General features: G+C 62.9%; 22 protein-coding genes. 11 read left to right on the forward strand and 11 right to left on the reverse strand.

The annotated features are described in order from the left end of the window. Window positions 1–4: 4 nt before the first annotated feature. Window positions 5–397: a hypothetical protein gene (locus tag HDE77_RS07435; RefSeq protein ID WP_184416523.1), complete on the forward strand. Its 393-nt coding sequence runs from the start codon at window positions 5–7 to the stop codon at window positions 395–397. A 54-nt stretch (window positions 398–451) separates the two neighbouring features. Then, window positions 452–1,156: an arginyltransferase gene (locus HDE77_RS07440; protein ID WP_184416524.1), complete on the forward strand. Its 705-nt coding sequence runs from the start codon at window positions 452–454 to the stop codon at window positions 1,154–1,156. An 80-nt stretch (window positions 1,157–1,236) separates the two neighbouring features. On the opposite strand, the gene HDE77_RS07445 is transcribed toward HDE77_RS07440, so the two are convergent. Continuing rightward, a complete protein-coding gene (locus HDE77_RS07445) occupies window positions 1,237–2,739 on the reverse strand; it encodes an FMN-binding glutamate synthase family protein (protein WP_184416525.1) in 1,503 nt (500 codons plus the stop codon). A 108-nt stretch (window positions 2,740–2,847) separates the two neighbouring features. Further along, window positions 2,848–4,029 (reverse strand): formate-dependent phosphoribosylglycinamide formyltransferase, encoded by a 1,182-nt coding sequence (purT, locus tag HDE77_RS07450; protein WP_184416526.1) that lies wholly within the window; start codon window positions 4,027–4,029, stop codon window positions 2,848–2,850. Window positions 4,030–4,236: 207 nt separating this feature from the next. Here purT and HDE77_RS07455 point away from each other — a divergent pair, with 207 nt between their 5' ends. Beyond that, on the forward strand, window positions 4,237–4,614 hold the full coding sequence (locus HDE77_RS07455) for a DUF3887 domain-containing protein (protein ID WP_184416527.1): 378 nt from the start codon (window positions 4,237–4,239) through the stop codon (window positions 4,612–4,614). A gap of 24 nt (window positions 4,615–4,638) precedes the next feature. Here the strand turns inward: HDE77_RS07455 and HDE77_RS07460 are convergent, their stop codons facing one another. Both HDE77_RS07460 and HDE77_RS07465 read right to left on the reverse strand, forming a co-directional pair. Then, on the reverse strand, window positions 4,639–5,025 hold the full coding sequence (locus HDE77_RS07460; RefSeq protein WP_184416528.1) for a hypothetical protein: 387 nt from the start codon (window positions 5,023–5,025) through the stop codon (window positions 4,639–4,641). 51 nt (window positions 5,026–5,076) lie between these two features. Beyond that, window positions 5,077–5,454 (reverse strand): DUF423 domain-containing protein, encoded by a 378-nt coding sequence (locus tag HDE77_RS07465; RefSeq protein WP_184416677.1) that lies wholly within the window; start codon window positions 5,452–5,454, stop codon window positions 5,077–5,079. A gap of 85 nt (window positions 5,455–5,539) precedes the next feature. Between HDE77_RS07465 and HDE77_RS07470 the strand changes: the two genes are divergently transcribed. Both HDE77_RS07470 and HDE77_RS07475 read left to right on the forward strand, forming a co-directional pair. Beyond that, window positions 5,540–6,154 carry an SCO family protein gene (locus HDE77_RS07470; RefSeq protein WP_184416529.1) on the forward strand — a complete coding sequence of 205 codons (615 nt, stop codon included), beginning with the start codon at window positions 5,540–5,542 and terminating at the stop codon, window positions 6,152–6,154. Further along, window positions 6,151–6,603, forward strand: coding sequence for a copper chaperone PCu(A)C (locus HDE77_RS07475; protein ID WP_184416530.1), 453 nt, complete (start codon window positions 6,151–6,153; stop codon window positions 6,601–6,603). Before HDE77_RS07470 ends, HDE77_RS07475 begins: the two co-directional genes overlap by 4 nt. A 41-nt stretch (window positions 6,604–6,644) precedes the next feature. Here HDE77_RS07475 and HDE77_RS07480 read toward each other — a convergent pair whose 3' ends face one another. The 7 genes from HDE77_RS07480 to HDE77_RS07510 all read right to left on the reverse strand — a co-directional run bounded on the left by HDE77_RS07480 (window position 6,645) and on the right by HDE77_RS07510 (window position 15,172). After that, window positions 6,645–7,523 (reverse strand): cytochrome c oxidase assembly protein, encoded by an 879-nt coding sequence (locus HDE77_RS07480; protein ID WP_184416531.1) that lies wholly within the window; start codon window positions 7,521–7,523, stop codon window positions 6,645–6,647. Between the two features lie 131 nt (window positions 7,524–7,654). Further along, entirely contained in the window at window positions 7,655–9,565 is a 1,911-nt protein-coding gene (locus tag HDE77_RS07485; RefSeq protein WP_184416532.1) for a Gldg family protein, read from the reverse strand. A gap of 3 nt (window positions 9,566–9,568) precedes the next feature. Beyond that, window positions 9,569–10,303, reverse strand: a complete 735-nt coding sequence (locus tag HDE77_RS07490) for an ABC transporter permease subunit (protein ID WP_184416533.1) — start codon at window positions 10,301–10,303, stop codon at window positions 9,569–9,571. Further along, entirely contained in the window at window positions 10,300–11,271 is a 972-nt protein-coding gene (locus HDE77_RS07495) for an ABC transporter ATP-binding protein (RefSeq protein ID WP_184416678.1), read from the reverse strand. The genes HDE77_RS07490 and HDE77_RS07495 overlap by 4 nt, the downstream gene beginning before the upstream one ends. Before the next feature lie 237 nt (window positions 11,272–11,508). Then, complete coding sequence (locus HDE77_RS07500) at window positions 11,509–12,897, reverse strand: polyketide cyclase (protein ID WP_184416534.1); 1,389 nt, start codon at window positions 12,895–12,897, stop codon at window positions 11,509–11,511. A gap of 306 nt (window positions 12,898–13,203) precedes the next feature. Continuing rightward, window positions 13,204–13,845, reverse strand: coding sequence for a response regulator transcription factor (locus tag HDE77_RS07505; RefSeq protein WP_184416535.1), 642 nt, complete (start codon window positions 13,843–13,845; stop codon window positions 13,204–13,206). A 103-nt stretch (window positions 13,846–13,948) separates the two neighbouring features. Further along, on the reverse strand, window positions 13,949–15,172 hold the full coding sequence (locus tag HDE77_RS07510) for a sensor histidine kinase (RefSeq protein WP_184416679.1): 1,224 nt from the start codon (window positions 15,170–15,172) through the stop codon (window positions 13,949–13,951). Window positions 15,173–15,378: 206 nt separating this feature from the next. Between HDE77_RS07510 and HDE77_RS07515 the strand changes: the two genes are divergently transcribed. From HDE77_RS07515 to HDE77_RS20710, 6 genes are all read left to right on the forward strand, one after another. Continuing rightward, the gene (locus HDE77_RS07515; RefSeq protein ID WP_184416536.1) at window positions 15,379–15,999 is read left to right on the forward strand and encodes a GNAT family N-acetyltransferase; all 621 of its coding nucleotides are present in this window, start codon (window positions 15,379–15,381) and stop codon (window positions 15,997–15,999) included. Beyond that, a complete protein-coding gene (gene minC, locus HDE77_RS07520; RefSeq protein WP_184416537.1) occupies window positions 15,996–16,769 on the forward strand; it encodes a septum site-determining protein MinC in 774 nt (257 codons plus the stop codon). The genes HDE77_RS07515 and minC overlap by 4 nt, the downstream gene beginning before the upstream one ends. A 49-nt stretch (window positions 16,770–16,818) precedes the next feature. Beyond that, window positions 16,819–17,634: a septum site-determining protein MinD gene (gene minD, locus HDE77_RS07525; RefSeq protein WP_184416538.1), complete on the forward strand. Its 816-nt coding sequence runs from the start codon at window positions 16,819–16,821 to the stop codon at window positions 17,632–17,634. Window positions 17,635–17,639: 5 nt separating this feature from the next. Beyond that, a complete protein-coding gene (gene minE, locus HDE77_RS07530; protein WP_184416539.1) occupies window positions 17,640–17,936 on the forward strand; it encodes a cell division topological specificity factor MinE in 297 nt (98 codons plus the stop codon). Window positions 17,937–18,067: 131 nt separating this feature from the next. Beyond that, window positions 18,068–18,631, forward strand: a complete 564-nt coding sequence (locus HDE77_RS07535) for a hypothetical protein (protein WP_184416540.1) — start codon at window positions 18,068–18,070, stop codon at window positions 18,629–18,631. A 68-nt stretch (window positions 18,632–18,699) separates the two neighbouring features. Continuing rightward, entirely contained in the window at window positions 18,700–19,818 is a 1,119-nt protein-coding gene (locus HDE77_RS20710) for a glycosyltransferase family 9 protein (protein ID WP_184416541.1), read from the forward strand. Window positions 19,819–19,853: the final 35 nt, after the last annotated feature.

Raw genomic sequence — 19,853 nt, forward strand, 5'->3', positions numbered from 1 at the left:
GCATATGCGCCAGATCTATACCTCACCTCGCCAGGAAAACATTGATGCCGTGGTCGCCCTGATGGCCGAACATGGCATCGAGGCTACCGTGGCCAATCGCTCCAACTACAACCGCCCGACCTGGCAGCGGTTCAGCTATACACAACGGCAGGACACCCGCGACAGCTGGGCGCAGGTGTGGATCACCAGCGCCGACGACTACACCAGGGCTCGCACCCTGCTGCGCGAGCTCGGCATCGAGCCGGTGATCCGGCACGGCGACGAGCTGGCTGCCTCACGCAATCCTTCGCCTGTCACGCAACGCGAGCATACGGTGGCCCGTGCGCGCCGCATCGTGCTGCTGGGAGTGCTGGTCGCGTTCGTCATGGTGGTGCTGCGCTACCTGCACGTCGTTTGATCCTCGGCCGGCCGGCGATGGTGCGATGCCGTCGGGCAGGCATAGAATCGGCGTATGCGCTCCGATCAAGTCCGGCTGTTCCAGACGCTGCCTCATGCGTGCGGCTACTACGCCGAGCGCACGGCGCAGAATCTGGTGATCGATCCAGCCGCACCGCAGCTTGACAGGCTGTACGGCCCGGCGCTGGAACGCGGCTTTCGTCGCGCTGGTGGCCATCTGTATTTCCCGCATTGCCCGCAATGCCATGCCTGCACGCCCTGTCGTCTCGACGTGGAAAACTTCCAGCCGGATCGTGCGCAGCGACGCTGCCTGAAACGCAATGCCGACCTAAGCGTCAGCGAGTCGATCCCCGGCTACAACCGCGAGCGCCACCGGTTGTACGAGCGCTATCTGCAAAGCCGCCATGCCGGCGGCGGCATGGACGATGCCGAGGCCAGCGATTTTCGGCGCTTTCTCACTGCGCCGTGGAGTCCCACGCTATTTCTGGAACTGCGCTTGGGCGAACGGTTGCTCGCCGTGGCGGTAACCGATGTGTGCCTGAACGGTCTTTCAGCCGTCTATACGTTTTACGACCCTGCCGAAACCGAGCGCAGCCTCGGCACCTTCGCGATCCTGCAGCAAGTCGAATTGGCGCGCCGCCGCGGCCTGCCCTGGTTGTATCTGGGCTTCTGGATCGACGGTCACCCGAAGATGGATTACAAACGCCGCTTCCAGCCATTGCAGATCCGCAAGGCCGACGGCTGGCAGCCGATGCCGTAACCATCACGTAGGTTGGGGTGAGCGCAGCGAAGCCCAACACACTGGGCGGCCATGCTGGGCTTCGCTGCGCTCACCCCAACCTACGTCGCCTGCGGGTACGGATACAGTTTCACTAGCGGAACCGACAAGCCGTCATCGCCGACCACCCGGCAATGCGTACGGTCTAGTTGGCGCGGTTCGTCGACGCCGCAGCTGTGCGCGATGATGCCGACTTCGTGCATCAGGTTGGTGGCGTAGTGGTAGACGCGCTCGCTCTTGTCGGCGACTACCAGGCCACGCTGCAACTTGGGGTTCTGCGTGGTGATGCCGGTGGGACAGGTATTGCGGTTGCACTGCAGTGACTGGATGCAGCCGAGCGCGAGCATGAAGCCGCGTGCTGAATTGACGAAGTCGGCACCGATCGACAGCGCCCATGCCACGTCATAGGCCGTGATGCATTTGCCCGAGCAAACCACCTTGATGCGCTCGCGCATGCCCTTGACGATCAGCATGTCCAGCAACGCCGGCAACGCTTCGTGCAAGGGCAGGCCCACGCCCTCCATCAGCGTTTGCGGCGCAGCCCCAGTACCGCCTTCGGAGCCGTCAACGATGATGAAGTCAGGTGCGCTCTGGAGGCCTCGCGTGGCGATTTCATCGCATAGATCGCCGATCCATTCCACGCCGCCGAGCACGGCCTTGAAGCCCACCGGCTTGCCGGTGAGATTGCGGATGTGATTGATCGCGTCCATCAGCTGTTGCACGTTGCCGATGTCCAGATGGCGGTTCGGACTTTGCGAATCCTGGCCGACCGGGATGCCACGAATCGCGGCGATTTCCGCGGTGACCTTGGCACCCGGCAGCAAGCCGCCCATGCCCGGTTTGGCACCCTGCCCCAGCTTGATGCTGACCATCTTCACCTGCTTGTTCGCGCAGATCGCCAGCAGTTTTTCGTCATCGAGCTTGCCGTCGGGAGTACGCACGCCATATTTGGCGGTGCCGATCTCGAACACAATGTCGCAACCGCCTTCGAGGTGGTACGGCGCCAGACCGCCCTCGCCGGTATCCATCCAGATCCCGGCCTTGGCGGCTCCGCGTGCGAGTGCACGTATCGCCGGTGCCGACAGCGCGCCGAAACTCATGGCCGAGATGTTGAAAAACGATGCATGACTGTACGGCTCGCGCGCATACGGGCCGATCGTCACCGGCACCGGCTCGACATGCTCCTCGCCTAACGCCGGGAACGGCGCGTTGACAAAGAACGGCACACCCTCGCCGCGTAAATCACGGCTGGAGCCGAACGCGTTGGTGTTGTCGACGTTCTTTGCGGCGCGGTACACCCAGGTGCGTTCGGCGCGATTGAATGGCATCTCTTCACGGTCGCTGGAATACAGGTACTGGCGAAAGAACTCGCCAAGATGCAGGAACCAATAACGGAAATGCCCGATCACCGGGAAATTGCGCAAGACCGAATTGGCCGTCTGGTTGCGATCGACCACCCAGGTCACCAGCACCACCACGACGGCCAATGCCAATAGCAAAAGCAGGAAGGCCGTGCCGGCCTCGATCGCCACGACCAGCCAGTGCGCAAAACCCGTCGATTCCATGATGTTTTCTCTCTGCGTTATCAGTTGCCCTGCCGGCGCCAACATGTTTCAGCAAGACCGGAGCGAAGGAAGGAGCCTATCGCATCGCGTGGGTATCGACGCCTGGGCTTACAACTCGATACGTAGACGCTTGGCCGCACGCACGGCTTTCTCCACTGCCGCTTCGACAGTATCCGCGCGCGCCAGCGTCACCGCCATGCGTCGCCGCCCCTTCACCGCCGGCTTGCCGAACAGGCGCAATTGCGTGTCCGGTTCGGCCAGCGCATCGGCGACGTGGTGATATCGCGGCGCTGCACCATCGCCCTCGACCAGCACCGCGCACGAGGCCGACGGGCCGTACTGATGGATCACCGGAATCGGCAGACCGAGGATCGCTCTCACGTGCAGCGCAAACTCCGACAACTCCTGCGAGATCAGCGTAACCAGTCCGGTGTCGTGCGGACGCGGGCTGACCTCGGAGAAGATCACCTGATCGCCCTTGACGAAGAATTCCACGCCGAACACACCCCATCCTCCCAGCGCCTCGGTCACCGCGGCGGCCTGCCGCTGCGCCTCGGCCAGCGCGATCGCGCTCATCGGTTGCGGCTGCCAAGACTCGCGGTAATCACCATCTTCCTGGCGATGACCGATCGGCGCGCAGAAACTCACGCCATCGGTGTGGCGCACGGTCAGCATGGTGATCTCGTAATCGAACGCAACGAAGCCCTCGACGATCACCCGGCCCTTGCCCGCACGACCACCGGATTGCGCGTAATCCCACGCCTTCTGCAGTTCGTCGGCATGGCGCACCACACTCTGACCCTTGCCGGACGAGCTCATCACCGGCTTGATCACGAACGGATAGCCGATCGCCGCAGCCGCCGCGAAATACTCTGTTTCGCTATCGCAAAAACGGTACAGCGAGGTCGGCAGTTTCAATTCCTCCGCGGCGAGCCGGCGGATGCCTTCGCGATCCATCGTCAGCCAGGTCGCGCGGGCGGTTGGAACCACCCGCTGCCCCTCCTTCTCCAGCTCGATCAGCGTGGGCGTATGGATCGCCTCGATCTCCGGCACCACCAGATCGGGCTTTTCCAGCTCGATCACCGCACGCAATGCCTTGCCATCCAGCATGTCGATCACATGGCTGCGGTGGGCAATCTGCATCGCCGGCGCGTTGGCGTAGCGATCGACCGCGATCACCTCCACCGCGTAACGCTGCAGTTCGATGGCAACTTCCTTGCCCAGCTCGCCAGCGCCGAGCAGCAAGACACGCAGGGCATGGGGGGAATGGGGCGTGCCGAACGGCTTCATCAGGTTCTCCGGGACAGGCAAAGCACCATTGTAAGCGGGCAGATACCGAACCAGCGGCGTTTTCGGGCAAAACGCACGCCCCAAAGTATCACCATGCTGTTGTGGAAAGCGTCGCGGTGAGGCGTACAAGCGGTTACTTGAGAATGATGTCTTTTTGATGTCAAATCCTGCACTCGACCAGCTCAGCGAATACAGCGTGGTGCACCCATGATGAAACTTGCCTACGCCACATGCTTCGCACTCAGTCTCGGCATCGGCATGGCGCACGCCGCCAGTGCTGACTGTCAGGCGGCATCTACCCGATTACTCGACCATCTGGACAAGGGCGACTACGCCGGCGCCACTGCTGACTTCAATGACCAGATGAAGGCTGCCGAGACAGCCGACAAGCTGGGCGCGCTCTGGCAGTCCATGCCGAAGCAGCTCGGCGCGCCTGGTGCGCGCGAACCGGCACAAGTCAGCGCGATACCGAACTACGTCGTGGTGGTGACAGCGCTGCACTATGGACAGGGCATGATCGATGCCCAGGTGGCTTGTGATGCCGATGGCAAGATTGCCGGTTTCTATATACGACCGCACCGCTGACTCGCACCGGCTATCCGCCGCTGTTCAAGGGATGCTTGCGGCGGCCAGCTGAAGTTGTGGCAGCTCGAGTTCACTCTGCCTGCCGTCGTCGTCGATGACAAACAGACGGCCATCGCGCTGTGCCATGGCGTCGACATCTCGCAGACCACGCTGGACATGCAGCTGGCCCAATGGACGGCCATCGACGGCGCTATAGACACTCAGCCGATCGGCGGGGCCGTCGGCAACCAGCAACCAGTCGTGGCTGACGTCATGCCAGTGCACCACCGTATTGAACGCAGGCTGCCCGCTTGTGCTCAGCTGCTGCGAACGGGTCACGCACACGCTGCCCAGCACGAGCACGAGCAGCCCTGCCAGCATGCCAACGGCAAGTGGCCACGGCGATTTCCGGATGCTCGCAACAGGGTTCATGCCGACATGCTGACGCCGCGGCATGACAGGTCCGTGACGCGATCGAGGCGATCAGTCGGCCGGCGACCGCAGCGAAAGGCCCAACGCAATCCAGCCGACCATGAAAGCCAGGCCTCCGAACGGAGTAATCACGCCACACCAGCGCGGTGCTCCAAGTGCCAGCGCATACAGGCTGCCACTGAAAAGAACGATGCCGATCGCGAAGCTGGCGGTCGCCACGCGGCCACTGCGGCCGCGGCCAAGGCCCACCGCCAGCACCAGGGCCAAGGCATGCCAGACGTGATAATTCACGGCGGTGTGCCACAGCTCGCTGTGTGGCGCATCGAGTACGCCGCGCAAGGCATGGGCACCGAACGCGCCCAGCAGCACCGCGCTGGCACCAGCCAAACCCACCAGCAAGCCGGCGCGGGCACTGACATTTTGTCGCATCATGAGTGGATCCCTGCACGGGTGAGCCCCGTGGCGCAGCCGGTGTCGTATGCTTGATCGGATGAATATGACCACGGATTCTCGCATGAAGTCCCGCCGTCCCCTGGGCGCCGCCGTGCTACTGCTGCTGGCGATTGGCCTGTTGCTGGGCGGCTGCCAGCGCAATGCACCGCTGCCGTTCAAACTGACCGATATCAGCGGCCACATGCCCGCGCTTGATTTCAAGCTCACCGACGATCAGGGCAAGGCAGTGTCCGGGGCTGACTATCGGGGCAAGGTGGTGCTGCTGTATTTCGGCTACACCCACTGCCCGGATGTGTGCCCGCTGACCCTGGCGCAACTGCATGTGGTGATGCAGCGCCTGGGCAAGCTCGCCGATGGCGCGCGCATCCTGTTTGTCAGCGTCGACCCGACCCGCGATACGCCAGCCATCCTGCACGCCTACGTCAACGCTTTCGATCCTCACACCGTCGGTCTGACGGGTGACCCTCGCGTGGTAGAGGCGCTGGTCAAACGCTACCGCTCGTCCTTCACCCGCGAGCCGGCCAGCAGCGACGGTAACTACGAAGTCAGCCACAGCTCGGCGATCTACGTCTTCGACGGCGGCGGCAATGCGCGCGTGCTGTCCACGCCAACCGACACGCAGGACGATCTCGTGCACGACCTGCATCTGTTGCTAAGCACCGGAACCAACCCATGAAACCACATACGCTGTCGGTCCTGCTCGCTGGTCTTCTGCTCGCCGGTGGTGTGCATGCGACGTCCGCCGAGCACATCCACGCCAGCCATGCGTGGATCCGCATGCTGCCCGGCAATCTGCCCGCCGGCGCGTATGTCACCCTGGAAAACGACAGCGATCAGCCGGTCACGCTGAAAGGCGCCAGCAGTGCCGCGTACGGCGAAGTGATGTTGCACCAGAGTTCCAACGAGGGCGGCATAAGCCGCATGGCGATGCTCGATTCGCTTGCCATACCAGCGCATGGCAAGGCGCTGCTGGCACCGGCCAGTTATCACCTGATGTTGATGAAGGCAGCCGCGCCGGTGAAGCCCGGCGACACGGTCAGTTTGACCCTCAGGTTCACTGACGGCAGCACGCTGGTCACCGACTTCATCGCGCGACCGGCGAATGCCGTCGATGACAGCCACTGAAAGCACACGCTGACTCCGGAACCTGATTCAGGACGCCCGATTTACTTTGCTGCTGAGGCGGCTGTTGCCGAAGGGCGTACCGTCGGTCGCTGTGGCAGACTGCGTGGCAGCCGACCGCTGCGCGACAGGCGGAGCCACTGGTTCAGCGCGATCAAGCCGCCAATCGATTCGAGCAAGGCTGCCGGCACCCAGGTGATCACGCCGCCGATCAACTGCCCGCTCAACACGTTGAAGGTGAACGCGCGACCGCAGATTTCGAAGATCGGATAAAGATCCGTCCTGGAGAACGTGACGATGGCGCCGGCCACGATCTGTGGCGTCATCGTGATGGCCGGCGACAGCACGCGCAGACCAACCGTCATCCGACCTGGCGGGTGTGGCCGGTGGTCGAGCACCAGCGACCAGTACGCGAAGCCGCTGATCAGCATCGTCCAGTTCATGAAGCGGTAGATACGCCAGTCCAGCATCGCGAGCGTCTGCATGGCTGGTATCAGCCAGATCAGGACGAACACAACGAACAGCAACGTCGCCACGGCCGGGTTCAGCAGCACACCACGGATCAGCCGCCACGGCCAGGACCGTTGCAACGGTCGCAGCACACGCAGTCGCCACGCCAGCGGCACGCCGGCGCGCAGCACGCTGGCCGGGTACGCGATGACGATCAGCAAGGGGGCCAGGTGATGCAGCAGCAGTTGCTGGGTCCGGTGCACGAAGAATTCGTGCTCGGCGTAGTAATCCAGATAGGTCTGCAGCGACAGATAGATGATCGCCATGCCGACCCAGAACATCAGCTTGCGGCTGAAGCTCACCGACAACCGGCGACTGCCGCGCAGAAACAGCACGCAGGTCAGCAGGAAGATCGCGAGAAACACCCACGAAAACTCCCACGGTACGATCCATTTCAACAGCGTTGCCATCACTTCACTTCACTGCACCAGCGATCCCATTCACATCGAGCACGATCCGCAGCCGTCCAGCCATCTCGGCTACTGCCTGCGACCACCCAGCATAGTGCCGCTCGGGCGGGCAGCATTGCGGCAGATTGCCGCCCTTATGTACGTTGCCGGCTACGCCGGGTACGACGCCAGCCATATAGCAGCCCGAACAGCGTCACCAGCGCCGGCACCAGCACGATATTGATGAATTTCAGGCGTAGCCCGAGCGCATCGATTTCGGCATTGAGCTGGTGCTGCACGTCGCGCAATTCCTTGTTGATCGCCAGTTGGCGCTGGCGGAATTGCTCGATCTCCTGGCGCTGTTCGGGGGTTACGGTACTGACCTGACTACCCTTGGCCGGCTGCAACTCGTCCAGTCGACGTCGCGTATCGGCCAGCTCCTGCTCCAGCTCCTGCTCTTTCTGCAAAAACTTCTGGTCGGCCACGGTACGCAGCGCCTGTACCCGGGTGAACGGCCGCTGCGAGGTGGAGCGGCCACGTATCGACAACAGCGCCGAGGAGCCGCTGAGATTGTCGACCAGGTCGGTCACAAAGTCGCCGTTGTTTGCGAATACCCGCATCATCGTCTGACCAAGAATAGTCTGCGGCTCTACCCACAGCCGATCGCTGAGCAGATCGGTATCGGCCACCAGGATCACTTCGGCATTCTCCGCGGATACGGCACGGTGCCCTGACTGACTGGCACGCTCTGGAAACGCACTGTCGAATGTCCCGCGAAGTCGCGCCGCCAGCACATAGTGTTCATTATCCGCCTTGTAGCCCTGCAGCAACATGGTGGGGTCGTTACTCTCGGCCAGCACCCGCTGGGTTGACACCACCTTGGCCTGGGCCGTGCTCTGCAACAACGGAATCAGTCGCGTGTGCGCGTTCGGCATCAACTCGAAGTAACCGATGGTGGACACATTGATGCGTTGCAGGCTGGCGGTGATGACGTCGTTGCGATTCAGTTCCTGCGTACCCAGGTCAAGCATCGCCGGATGATTGAAATTGCTGCCGGCCAGTTCAATCTGCAACGCGCGTGCGCGATCCAGCACGACCTTGTGCGGGTCGTAGAGCACTCCCCAGGCCGCAAACAGCCGCGGCAGGTCCGAACTGCGATCCGGCGGTGTCGTGCCTCCGGCATCGGACGGTGTGCCTGGCGTGGTATCGAGCTCGGCGAACGGGTCGACAAATACCGCCAGATGCCCACCGCGCAGCACATACTGGTCGATTGCATACTGCGTATCCGCCGACAACTGCCTGGGCTGAATCAGCAGCAAGACCTTGATGCTGTCGTCGATATGCCGCAGCTTGGCCGGATCGAGTGTTTTCACGTCAAACAACTGACCGAGTTGTTGCACTACCGTCCACGGCTGCTCGCCAAGCACCGGGTTGCCATTGACCGGCAACGAACTGATGACGCCGATGGACGGCTTGCTCGCCTGGTTCAATTCGTACAACAGCTTGGCGATGTCGTATTCGAGGAATGCTTCGCGGGCCGGATCGAAAAACGGAATCGCCAGCGTTTTTTCCGGTACCCGGTCCTCCAGGGAATCAACGTCGGCATTGCTCGACAGCGCGCCGCCCGCCAGTCCAAAAAACACCCGCTCATTGTTGCTTCCGCCATTCGCCGCGGTCAGGCCACTTCCTTCGGCGCTCGCTTCATCGTCTGAGTACGGTATCGGGTCGATCACCTGAAGACGGATGCGACCGTGCGAGCGCGCGACCATCTCCTGCAGCATTTCGCGTACGCGCTGCGCGTAGCTGCGCAACTGCGGCAGGTCGCGGGTGGCGTGATCGGAGAAATACAGGGTGAGCTTCAACGGCCGCTGCAGCGTATCGACAATCTGCAGGGTGCCGGGAGTCAGGGTGTACAACTGGTCGGTGGTGAGGTCGATCCGCGATGCGCGCAGCCAGCGGCCGCTGGTTACGATCAACGGTACGAAGATCAATACCAGCAGGACCAGCGCACCATAAAGGGCAACACGTCGGGTGAAGTGCAAGCGGGCGGCAAGCAGGCGAGCCATGCGTCAGCGCGTCCGGTTCAGATCGAGCAGCAGTACGCCGGCTATCAACCAGCCGATCATGCTGAGCAGAAAATACAGCACGTCGCGCACGTCCAGCACGCCGCGCGCGATCGCCTCGAAATGTTGCAGCATGCTCAGGTGCGCCACGCCATTGATCAGCCGGCTCGGCAGTGCACCCTGCATGAAATCCAGCACCTGCGGCTGCCCCACGAGCATCAGCAACACGCACACCAGCGCGGTCAGGACGAACGCCACGACCTGGCTGCTTGTCACCGCCGACAGGCAGGCACCGATCGCGATGAACGTACCGGCCATCAACCAGCTGCCCAGATAGCCGGCCAGGATCACGCCGTTGTCCGGCGAGCCCAGATAATTGACGGTAATCCAGATCGGAAACGTCAACGCAAGCGCCAGTCCGATGAACAGCCACGCCGCCAGAAACTTGCCCAGCATCGCCTGCCACAGAGTCATCGGCAGCGTCAGCAAAAGCTCCAGCGTGCCGCCCTTCGCCTCCTCCGCCCACATGCGCATGGTGATTGCCGGCACCAGGATCAGGTACAGCCATGGATGCATCACGAAGAACGGTTGCAGGTCGGCTTGTCCGCGCTCGTAGAAATCGCCGGCATAGAACGTGAGAATGCCGGCCAGCACCAGGAAAATCACCAGGAACACATACGCCACCGGCGTCGCAAAATAGCTGCGCAACTCACGTCGCATCACCGCCTCGACCGGACTCATGCGCCGCCCTCCGTAACCTTGCTCACGTCGCCGCGAACCAGGACGCCGCCTTCATTGGTGGTGATCTGACGGAATACCTCATCAAGCCGGCCACGCTCCAGCTGGATCTCCGACACCTCCAGACCCTGCTCTCGCAGCAAAGTTTCGACGGGCTCCAGAATGCGCTCGCCCAGTTTCGGAAACACCGTGATGCGGCCATCGAGAGGATCGACCTCGATCGCGGCCACCTGTGGCAGGCGACCCAGCATTTCCTGCGACATGCCACTGCCCGGCGCGCTGAACGATACCGCCCCGTGATAACGCGAACGCTGCTCCAGCTCGGCTGGCGTGGCATCGGCCAGCAACTTGCCGCGGGCAATGATCACCACCCGATTGCATAGCGCGTGGACTTCTTCCAGCAGATGGGTGGAGATCAGGATCGTGCGCTCACGCGCCATCACGTCGATCAACTGACGCACGGCATGCTTCTGGTTCGGGTCAAGGCCATCGGTCGGCTCGTCCAGCATCAGCACCGGTGGATCGTGCAGGATCGCCTGCGCCAAGCCGACACGTCGGCGAAGGCCCTTGGACAAGGTATCGATACCCAGATCCAGCACTTCCTCCAGCTGCAGTCGGTGCGCGACTTCCTCGAAGCGCCGGTAGCCGCGGTCTGCTTTCAACCCACGCACGCGCACGATGAACAGCAGAAACTCGCGTACCGTCATCTCACCGTAGCTCGGCGCGCCTTCCGGCAGGTAACCGAGTGCACGCTTGGCTTTCAGCGGCTCGCGGCTGACGTCGTAACCGCAGACCCTCGCGGTACCCGAGGTCGGCGTCAGGAAGCCCGCGATCATGCGCATGGCGGTCGACTTGCCCGCGCCATTGGGGCCCAGCAGACCGAGCACCTGACCGGGCTCGACGCGAATGCTCAGCGCATCCACTGCGGTCAGGTTGCCATAGCATCGGGTGAGCTGGTCGGTTTCGATCATGTCCGGTGAAGAATGGTTGCGGGGCGTACTGTCGACCGCCGACAAGATCAAGCACCGACGTCGCGAATCGTCCTGCAATGTACCGCAAGACACCCGCGAAGTTCGGTCCCGTGGATGAAACAGCCATCCCGCCGCTTACCGAGGCTGACAAAGAAAAGGCCCTTCCAGGAAGAAGGGCCTTTCTCGATCGTGCTGCTAAAGACGGACAGCTAGTGCAGAGCAGCTGGTCGCTTGAGACTATTTGACGCTGGCGGCGGCCGCCGGTGCGGCACTGCTGGCTGCCGGTGCAGCGCTGGTGCTGGCCGGGGCCGGAGCCGTGCTGGCTGAAGCCGGTGCGGAGCCGGTGTCTGGCGCGGGCGGCTGGAGGCCAGCTTCCTGCTCGGGTGTCTTCTGCGGAGCATCGGTGATCGGCAGGTAGATTTCGAACTTGGAATAAGACGTGATGTTGCCGCCAGCGTCCTTCACTTCCGGCGTGGCCAGAATGTCGTAGGAGCGGTTGACGACGTCATCAAACTTGTAGCCATGCGTCTGCGCGTAGGCCTTCAGTTCGTCGCGGGTCTGCGGCACACCGTTGTACGCGCCATTCCAGATGCCCTTGAGCGCTGCACCGCCAAATGCCAGCGTAGCGCGGACATTCGCGTCCACTACCAGGCGAGCGTAGCGATCACGGCTACCAGGCGTGAGGGCCGCATTGGCAGCATCAGCCGCCGAGCTGGCTTCTGCCGGCGCGCCACCCGCATCCAGCGCAGGCGGCGTTGCTGCGGTCAACTGCTCGCTCTGGCCGTTCACGGTCAGGGTGCTGGTATCGATCGGGAGCGCCACGTCGAAGGTGAAGGTCTGGTCACCATAGTTGGTGGTGAAAATGATGCGCGGACCCGTCACATTCACGCCAAGCTTCTTCGCGGAAGCCTGGATCAGGGCGATGGCCTTGTTGGTCGCATCATCGATCCCGTCCTGACCATCCTTGCGCAGGGACGAGGTCGACACCAGCAGCACCGGCGTCGGCTGCGTCTGCGCGACGTACGGAATCAGCGTGCTGTAGTCGATGTTCGGCACGGAGGCCAGCACGTTCTGCAGGTTGTTCAGGCCGAACTGGATGAACGCGTCCGGATCACCATGGATGTACAGGTTGGCGAAACGATTGACCAGGTTCCAGCCGTAGTCCACGTCATACGACCATAGGATGTTGGTCAACTGCCCGCGACTGCCCTGACGCTCCAGGTCCAGCGTGAAATGCTTGTCCATGCCGCGCCAGTCGTTGTCCAGGTTCCAGACAATGCTGGCTTTCTTGGTGTTGCTGTCGATCTTGTCGAAGTCCGGCGTGGCGCTGGCGATGGTCAAGCCACCATTGCCGACCTTCGGATCGCTGCTATTCCAGCTCAGCTCGGCGCCCGGGCCATAGGCCTGACCCGAAAACTTGAATTCGACGTGCGGGTCATACGAACGCAGCACCGAGTAATCCGGCAGCCGGCGGAAGTTGTCGAGCACGTCATAAACCTGGCGAATGTCCTTGCCGACGACCAGCGAGCGATCCACATGGCCACTGCCGGGCATGACCACAGCCGCCACGACACCGATCACGACTACGATGACCAGGGCAACAAGAAATTCAAGGACACGCATCATTTCCAGAGTTCTCCGAGCGTCTCTACGCCGTACTTTAAAGTGTTGCCCCAGCCGCCAAACAGGCCGTCCCGAAGGGTTCATCCCATGGGTCACGCTAGGGGGTCGGCAAATGCCGAAGCTACGGATGTTACTTGCTCGCGGGCAGGAACGCTATTAGCTACGGCGGGATCCCGGGCATGGCTGAAAAGTGAGCTGCAGCAAGCGCCCCGCCATATGCAACGCCCATGGATTTCGTCGCAACGCAGCATTCAACGGCAGCGACCGCCGATACGGGAGCCCTGCCCCGCAGGCGCGATCGAGTGCAGCTCAGACGATCCCCAGCTCCAGCGCCTTGAGCACGGCACGCGTGCGGTCGCGTACGCCCAGCTTGGAAAGAATGTTGGACACGTGGTTTTTAACCGTGCCCTCAGCCACTTTCAGCGAGTTGGCGATTTCCTTGTTGCTGTAACCGCCGGAAAGCAACCGCAGGATCTCGGTCTCTCGTTCAGTCAGCGGGTCCGGCTGCTCCAGGCTGGTGAACTGATTCTGCATCCGCGCGACGCCCGCCATCAGGCGCTGGGTGACCATCGGCGCCACCAGCGAGCCGCCAGCGGCCACCGTGCGCACCGCTTCCACCAGTTGTTCCAGCGACACGTCCTTCAACAGGTAGCCGCGCGCACCGGCCTTGAGCCCCTGCAGCACCAGCTGGTCGTCGTCGAACGTAGTGAGGATGATCGTCGGCGGCAGCTCATTGCGAACCCCCAGCGCCTGCAGCACCTCCAGCCCGCTCATGTTCGGCATGCGCAGGTCAAGCAGCACCACGTCGGGCTTGATCCGCGGAATATCCTGCACCGCCTGTGCGCCATCGGCGCATTCGGCGACCACGCGGATATCCTCGGCCAGATCCAGCAGCGAGCGAACACCCTGGCGTACCAGATTCTGGTCGTCGACGAGACAAACGGAAATCATCGTGAATCCTCAGGCAACATGACTCAGGAGGTGACCTTGCAGATCGGCGGGAGTGCCGTCCCGACGCTGACGCATTCTCGCACGCCGATCCAAGTCACCCACATTACGACACACTCAGTGCCGGTGGTTCAAACCGCGTCGGTGCATGAGCCAGGGCGGTCTGCTCGCCCAGCGGCAGGCGTACGGTCAGCGCAAACCCCTTGCTGACACCGGAATCCACCGTCAGGCTGCCGCCGAACTCGACCAGCCTCTCGCGCATGCCGCACAAGCCGTTGCCTGGCTTGAACTGCTCGGCGCCGCGACCGTCGTCGCGCGCGTGCAGGTCCAGCAGATCCGCCTCGACATAGGCAAAGTGGAGCCACAGGTTGCGTGCGCCGGCATGCCGGGCGGTATTCGTGATGATTTCCTGCGCGCAACGCAACAGCACCTGCGCGCGGCGCGGATCCTCCACGCTGAAGCGTGGCGGCATGGTGACGTGCACCTCGAGCCCGGGCACGCCTTCGGTCAGGCTTCGCAGTGCCTGAGTCAGGTCAATTGCGTCGTCCTGGCGCAATTCGCTGACCGCCTCGCGCACATCGGCCAGCAGATGCTTGGCCGTGCTCTGTGCGCTGAGCACATGCACACGGGCAGCCTCGTTGGTGAGGTGGCTGGCCACTTCCAGGTTCAGGCTCAAAGCGGTCAGATGATGGCCGATCAAGTCATGCAGGTCGCGTGCGATGCGCATGCGCTCGGCGATGCGGCTCGACTCGGCCAGCAGCGCACGGGTGGCACGCAGTTCGGAATTGAGTCGGCGCTGCACCTCGCGCTCCTCGGCCTGCTGGCTGGCCACGGTCGAGGTCACGAATACCAGTACCGAGATGCCAAGGTAAATGCTCGCCTGCAGGAAGCCCAGCTCAATGCTGTGGTCGTATTCAGGGTAAGTGGCAAAGATCGCCACCAGGCTCAGATGCTGCAGCACCAGCCAGAACACGCCGAGCCAGAATGGCAGCAACCAGGGCAACACCACCGAGGCCACCACCATCAGCATCGCCGACAACCCGCTGTGGCTGTACCAGCCCACGGCTACCGCCGCCGCCGTCATCAGGGCCAGCCCGAGCAGCTTCAGGCCCGGATAGCGCCGTGAGCCGAGGTTGCTGGTCAGCAGCCAGTACATCAAACCGAAGATCAGGTAGCACAGCGTCCACAACAACAACGCAAAATTCGGCCGCTGCAGCTCATTGAGGCGCTCGGTGGCCCAACTGGTGATCAGCGGCGTGCCTACCGACAGGTACGTGAAGAAGCCCGCATAACGGAGCAGTCGGATGTGATTGAAAAATGGCAGGCGCATATCGCGCATCATTGGGCGTGCGGAAGTTTCGCGCAATGCGCGAGAAGTCATGCCCCGTCCGATGGGAAATCACCTGGCTCGCCGCTTTACGAAGCTTTTACATGCCGCAACACGAGATGTACGGGCAACGGCCGCATGCCATAATGAGTCATTGCGCGGGGCCATTGATCGGCCCCGTTCCCGAATCCACCCTAGCGGAGCAACGAATGGCCCTTGCCATCCGCGACGTGCGCGAGCACGACCTGGATGCCGTACTGGCGCTCAACAACGCTGCCGGTCGCTCCATCCTCGCCCTAGACGCTGCCCAGTTGCGCTACTTCTACGAGCACGCCGAATATTTCCGCGTGGCCGAAATCGACGACCACCTGGCCGGATTCCTGATCGCGCTGCGTGAAGGTGGCGATTACGAAAGCCCCAACTACCGCTGGTTTGCCCAGCATTACCCGCAGTTTGTCTACATCGACCGCATCGTGATCGCGAATGCATACCGTCGCCATGGCCTCGGTCGCATCTTCTATTGCGACGTGCACAGTTACGCCGAGGTGCGCGTGCCGCTACTCACCTGCGAGGTGTTCCTGGAGCCGCGCGACGACGTGGTGGTGCTGTTCCACGGCACCTACGGCTTCCAGGAAGTCGGTCAGCAGCGCATGGCCGAGAAGGGCCCTCAGGTCAGCCTGCTGGCGAAAGATCTGCCCAGCTACGCCTATGTACGCGAAACCTGGCTCGATCACGGCGGCCTGCCGGACGTGCCATGGCTCGCCGAGCGTCAACGCCCTTTACCTCCTGATGCCAACCAGCGCCGCCTCGTCGGAGAGCGGCGCCCATGAATGTGAAGACAGATACCTCTGACGCCTGCGATCTGCGCTTTGGCCAGGTCGGCATGGCCTGCGTGCGAGTGCGCCGGGTCGACGCCGCCGCCTTGTGCGATGAGCTGGAACGACGTGTACGCGCGGCGCCGCAGATGTTTGCCCGCGCCGCCGTAGTGCTTGACCTGAGCCACCTTCTGGACCTGCCGGACGACGGTACGGTCGACGCGCTGCTCGAGGCCGTGCGCAGCGCAGGCATGCTGCCGGTGGGCCTGGCTTACGGCACCAGCGAAACCGAAGCGCTGGCCCGACGCATGGGTTTGCCGCTGATCGCGAAGTTCCGCGCCGCCTATGAGCCAGCCAACGGCAGCCAGGTCGCCGCCGCCGAACCCGCTCCGCGTACCGAACAACCGACGGCGGTTCAGCGCGAACCGATCCTGTCTGCGCCCGCAGCTGGCGCCATGCAGGGTGCCCAGCACCACGCCAGCCCGGTGCGATCAGGCCAGCAGATCTACGCGCGCGATCGCGATCTGATCGTCACCGGCGCCATCGCGAACGGCGCTGAAGTGATCGCCGACGGTAACATCCATATCTACGGTGGCTTGCGCGGTCGCGCCATGGCCGGTGCGCAGGGGGATGAGAAGGCACGTATCTTCGTGTCCGACTTCCGCGCCGAACTGGTAGCCATTGCCGGCCACTATCGTGTGTTTGAACAGATTCCTGACAACCTCGAAGGCCAGTCCGTGCAATGCTGGCTCGAAGGCGAAAAACTATTGATTGCCAAGCTGTAGTCACCTGACACCAGCCCCTAACAACAAGAACATATGCGGAGATGAGCCATTGACTGCTGAGATTATCGTTGTCACTTCCGGTAAAGGCGGCGTCGGAAAGACGACGACCAGCGCCTCCCTCGCCACCGGCCTGGCCATGGCCGGCAAAAAAGTCGCCGTCATCGATTTCGACGTTGGCCTGCGCAATCTCGATCTGATCATGGGCTGCGAGCGACGCGTGGTGTACGACTTCGTCAACGTCGTGCACGGTGAGGCCACGCTCAAGCAGTCGCTGATCAGGGACAAGCGCCACGACAACCTGTACGTGCTGGCCGCCAGTCAGACTCGCGACAAGGATGCGCTGACCCAGGAAGGTGTCGAAAAAGTGCTCGACGGCCTGTCCGAGGACGGTTTCGACTACATCGTGTGCGACTCGCCTGCCGGCATCGAAAAGGGTGCGCATCTAGCGATGTACTTTGCCGACCACGCCGTGGTTGTGGTCAACCCGGAAGTCTCCTCGGTGCGCGATTCCGATCGCATCCTCGGCCTGCTCGCCAGCAAGACACGGCGCGCGGAGCGTGGCGAAGGCCCGGTCACCCAGCATCTGCTGCTGACCCGCTACAACCCGGCCCGCGTCGCGATCGGCGAAATGCTCAGCGTGAAGGATGTCGAGGAAATCCTCGGTATCGAAGTGGTCGGCGTGATCCCCGAATCGGAAAACGTGCTGACCGCGTCCAACAACGGCATTCCCGTAATCGTCGATGTCAATTCGCATGCCGGCCAGGCCTACAGCGACACGGTGGCCCGGATCCTCGGCGAAGTGCGTCCGTTGCGCTTCATCGACGTGCCCAAGAAGGGCTTTCTCCAGCGCGTATTTGGAGGTTGATCACGATGGGTATTCTTGATTTCCTGAAGCGCAAGCCGGAACCGACCGCCACCGTGGCCAGGGAGCGCCTGCGCATCATCGTGGCGCAGGAGCGCTCCACCCGCGGCGCGCCAGACTACCTGCCGATGATGCGCAACGAATTGCTCGAAGTGATCAAGAAATACGTCCACGTCGATCTCGATGCGATCAACATCAACTTCGAGCGCGACAGCGGGCATGAGATCCTCGAGCTCTCGGTCACGCTGCCCGATGGCAAACCCACCGCCAGCACCGAGTCCAAGAACGAAGCCAAGACCGGGTAAGCGAATACCTGTTGACCGCTGCGATAAGTTTTCGGCGGCGATCGCCGCCAGTCTGTTCGCCGGGCGATCCGTCGCCCGGCGTCATCAACCCGCCGCACCGACCTGCGTCACTCACACGCGGCAGCCCGCGCATGCATTCCGAAACTATCCGTCACACTGAATCCAGCGACCCGGCCAGCACCGTACTGCGCGTGGGCCAGATCGGTTTCCATGCGCCCGCCGCCCTGCTCGCCCACTTCGACCTGCAATTACAGCGCGTGGCGCTCGGCGAACCGATCCCGGGCAGTTTCTGGGGGGACGAGGAAGCCGGCATCATTGGCAGCACCGTCCATGCGCGCGACGACACCCCGGTGCACTCGCTGCTGCACGAGGCCGGCCACCTGATCATGCTGTCACCGGAAAGACGTCTGGATGTCCACACCGATGCGACCGATTCGATCGAGGAAGAGGACGCCACCTGCTACCTGCAGATCGTGCTGGCCGATCAACTGCCCGGCGTCGGACGCGAACGGTTGATGACCGACATGGACGCCTGGGGCTATTCGTTTCGACTCGGCTCGACGCGCGCATGGTTTGAGCGGGATGCCGGCAATGCACGGCAATGGCTGATCGATCGGCGCCTGCTGACCGCCGATGGCCAATGGCTGCCGCCCGGCACGGATTCGGTGGGTGGCGTATCCTGCCGCGCTGACTGAACCCGCAGCTATCGCGGCCTCCAGACCTCACTATTCTCCTTCGCCAACCTTCATCAAGCAGGCTTCCCGTGCCGAGAACCATCCGCGACTCCATCCGCATCAATGACTGGCGCCGCCGCATCGCGCGGGGCCTGATGCGCCTGTTGTTCGGGGCTCCCGCACAGCTCAGCAACGAGCCGCTGCCGCGCACCGGCATCTACCGCATCGTGATCTGCCACATCAGCCACACGCTGGGCAATGCGCTGTTGTTGACGCCGCTGATCCAGGAGCTGGAAGCGACCTGGCCCGGTGCGGAAATCGATATCGTCACACGCAGCCAGGTGGGCCAGGAGCTCTACGGTCACTACACCGGCGTCAATCGGGTGTTTCAGCTGCCTTCGCATGGCGTCGGGCATCCACTCCTATGGCTGCGCGGAATTCGCGGGATGCGCAAGGCACATTACGATCTGGCGATTGATCCGGACCCGCAATCGCAGACCGGCCGCCTGCTGCTGCTGATGGCTCATGCCACGTACAAGCTCGGATTCACTGGACGCAAGAAAAGTGGCAACGTAACCCACGCGGCGGCGATACCCGAAGCGTTGCCGAGCAAGGGGCAGCGCCCAGTCTTCCTGTTGCGCAGCGCGCTGGGCGACAGCGTCACGTCAACCAGCTATCCGGTGCCCGACATCCGTCTGGATACGCTTGAATCGGCCCAGGGCAAACACACCCTTGCCCGTGTTCTGGCGGCGTCTCCCGCCACCTCATCCTCGCGGCGAAAAACCATTGGCATCTTCGCCAATGCCACGGGCCCCAAACTGCTCGGCCCGGACTGGTGGACCCCGCTGCTGCAGGCGCTGGAAGCGAGCTGCCCGGACTACCAGCTGATGGAAATCGTCCCGATGTTCGGCCGCTCCATGCTGGGTTCGCGCTACCCCGCGTACTACTCCAGCGATCTGCGCAGGCTCGGCGGAGTGCTCGCTGCGCTGGACGCCTACATCAGCCTGGACTGCGGCATCATGCATCTGGCCTGCGCCGCGCGGGCACCGACGCTGGGCATCTTCACCACCACCAATGCCGCGGAATGGGGACCGTATGGTCCGCGCAATCACGCCGTCCACGCCTACGACCTTCCACCGGACGCCGTGGGCCGCAAACTCGCTACGATCATCGAAAGCGATGCCTCGAATGCTGCTCCGGCCGGCTGAGTCCCCTGGCCCGATCCCGCCGGACTGCACGCTGA

It is taken from the genome of Rhodanobacter sp. MP7CTX1 (genome assembly GCF_014205795.1).
GTDB lineage: Bacteria > Pseudomonadota > Gammaproteobacteria > Xanthomonadales > Rhodanobacteraceae > Rhodanobacter.

Excerpts from the sequence above, each read along its gene's own strand:
- HDE77_RS07490 (WP_184416533.1), bottom strand. The coding sequence starts at position 10,303 with ATGAGTCCGGTCGAGGCGGTGATGCGACGTGAGTTGCGCAGCTATTTT.
- HDE77_RS07470 (WP_184416529.1), top strand. The coding sequence starts at position 5,540 with ATGAAGTCCCGCCGTCCCCTGGGCGCCGCCGTGCTACTGCTGCTGGCG.
- HDE77_RS07435 (WP_184416523.1), top strand. The coding sequence starts at position 5 with ATGCGCCAGATCTATACCTCACCTCGCCAGGAAAACATTGATGCCGTG.
- HDE77_RS07510 (WP_184416679.1), bottom strand. The coding sequence starts at position 15,172 with ATGCGCCTGCCATTTTTCAATCACATCCGACTGCTCCGTTATGCGGGC.
- HDE77_RS07455 (WP_184416527.1), top strand. The coding sequence starts at position 4,237 with ATGATGAAACTTGCCTACGCCACATGCTTCGCACTCAGTCTCGGCATC.
- purT (WP_184416526.1), bottom strand. The coding sequence starts at position 4,029 with ATGAAGCCGTTCGGCACGCCCCATTCCCCCCATGCCCTGCGTGTCTTG.
- HDE77_RS07495 (WP_184416678.1), bottom strand. The coding sequence starts at position 11,271 with ATGATCGAAACCGACCAGCTCACCCGATGCTATGGCAACCTGACCGCA.
- HDE77_RS07460 (WP_184416528.1), bottom strand. The coding sequence starts at position 5,025 with ATGAACCCTGTTGCGAGCATCCGGAAATCGCCGTGGCCACTTGCCGTT.
- minE (WP_184416539.1), top strand. The coding sequence starts at position 17,640 with ATGGGTATTCTTGATTTCCTGAAGCGCAAGCCGGAACCGACCGCCACC.
- HDE77_RS07500 (WP_184416534.1), bottom strand. The coding sequence starts at position 12,897 with ATGATGCGTGTCCTTGAATTTCTTGTTGCCCTGGTCATCGTAGTCGTG.
- HDE77_RS07475 (WP_184416530.1), top strand. The coding sequence starts at position 6,151 with ATGAAACCACATACGCTGTCGGTCCTGCTCGCTGGTCTTCTGCTCGCC.
- HDE77_RS07445 (WP_184416525.1), bottom strand. The coding sequence starts at position 2,739 with ATGGAATCGACGGGTTTTGCGCACTGGCTGGTCGTGGCGATCGAGGCC.
- HDE77_RS07505 (WP_184416535.1), bottom strand. The coding sequence starts at position 13,845 with ATGATTTCCGTTTGTCTCGTCGACGACCAGAATCTGGTACGCCAGGGT.
- HDE77_RS07465 (WP_184416677.1), bottom strand. The coding sequence starts at position 5,454 with ATGCGACAAAATGTCAGTGCCCGCGCCGGCTTGCTGGTGGGTTTGGCT.
- minC (WP_184416537.1), top strand. The coding sequence starts at position 15,996 with ATGAATGTGAAGACAGATACCTCTGACGCCTGCGATCTGCGCTTTGGC.
- HDE77_RS07535 (WP_184416540.1), top strand. The coding sequence starts at position 18,068 with ATGCATTCCGAAACTATCCGTCACACTGAATCCAGCGACCCGGCCAGC.
- HDE77_RS07440 (WP_184416524.1), top strand. The coding sequence starts at position 452 with ATGCGCTCCGATCAAGTCCGGCTGTTCCAGACGCTGCCTCATGCGTGC.
- HDE77_RS07485 (WP_184416532.1), bottom strand. The coding sequence starts at position 9,565 with ATGGCTCGCCTGCTTGCCGCCCGCTTGCACTTCACCCGACGTGTTGCC.
- HDE77_RS07515 (WP_184416536.1), top strand. The coding sequence starts at position 15,379 with ATGGCCCTTGCCATCCGCGACGTGCGCGAGCACGACCTGGATGCCGTA.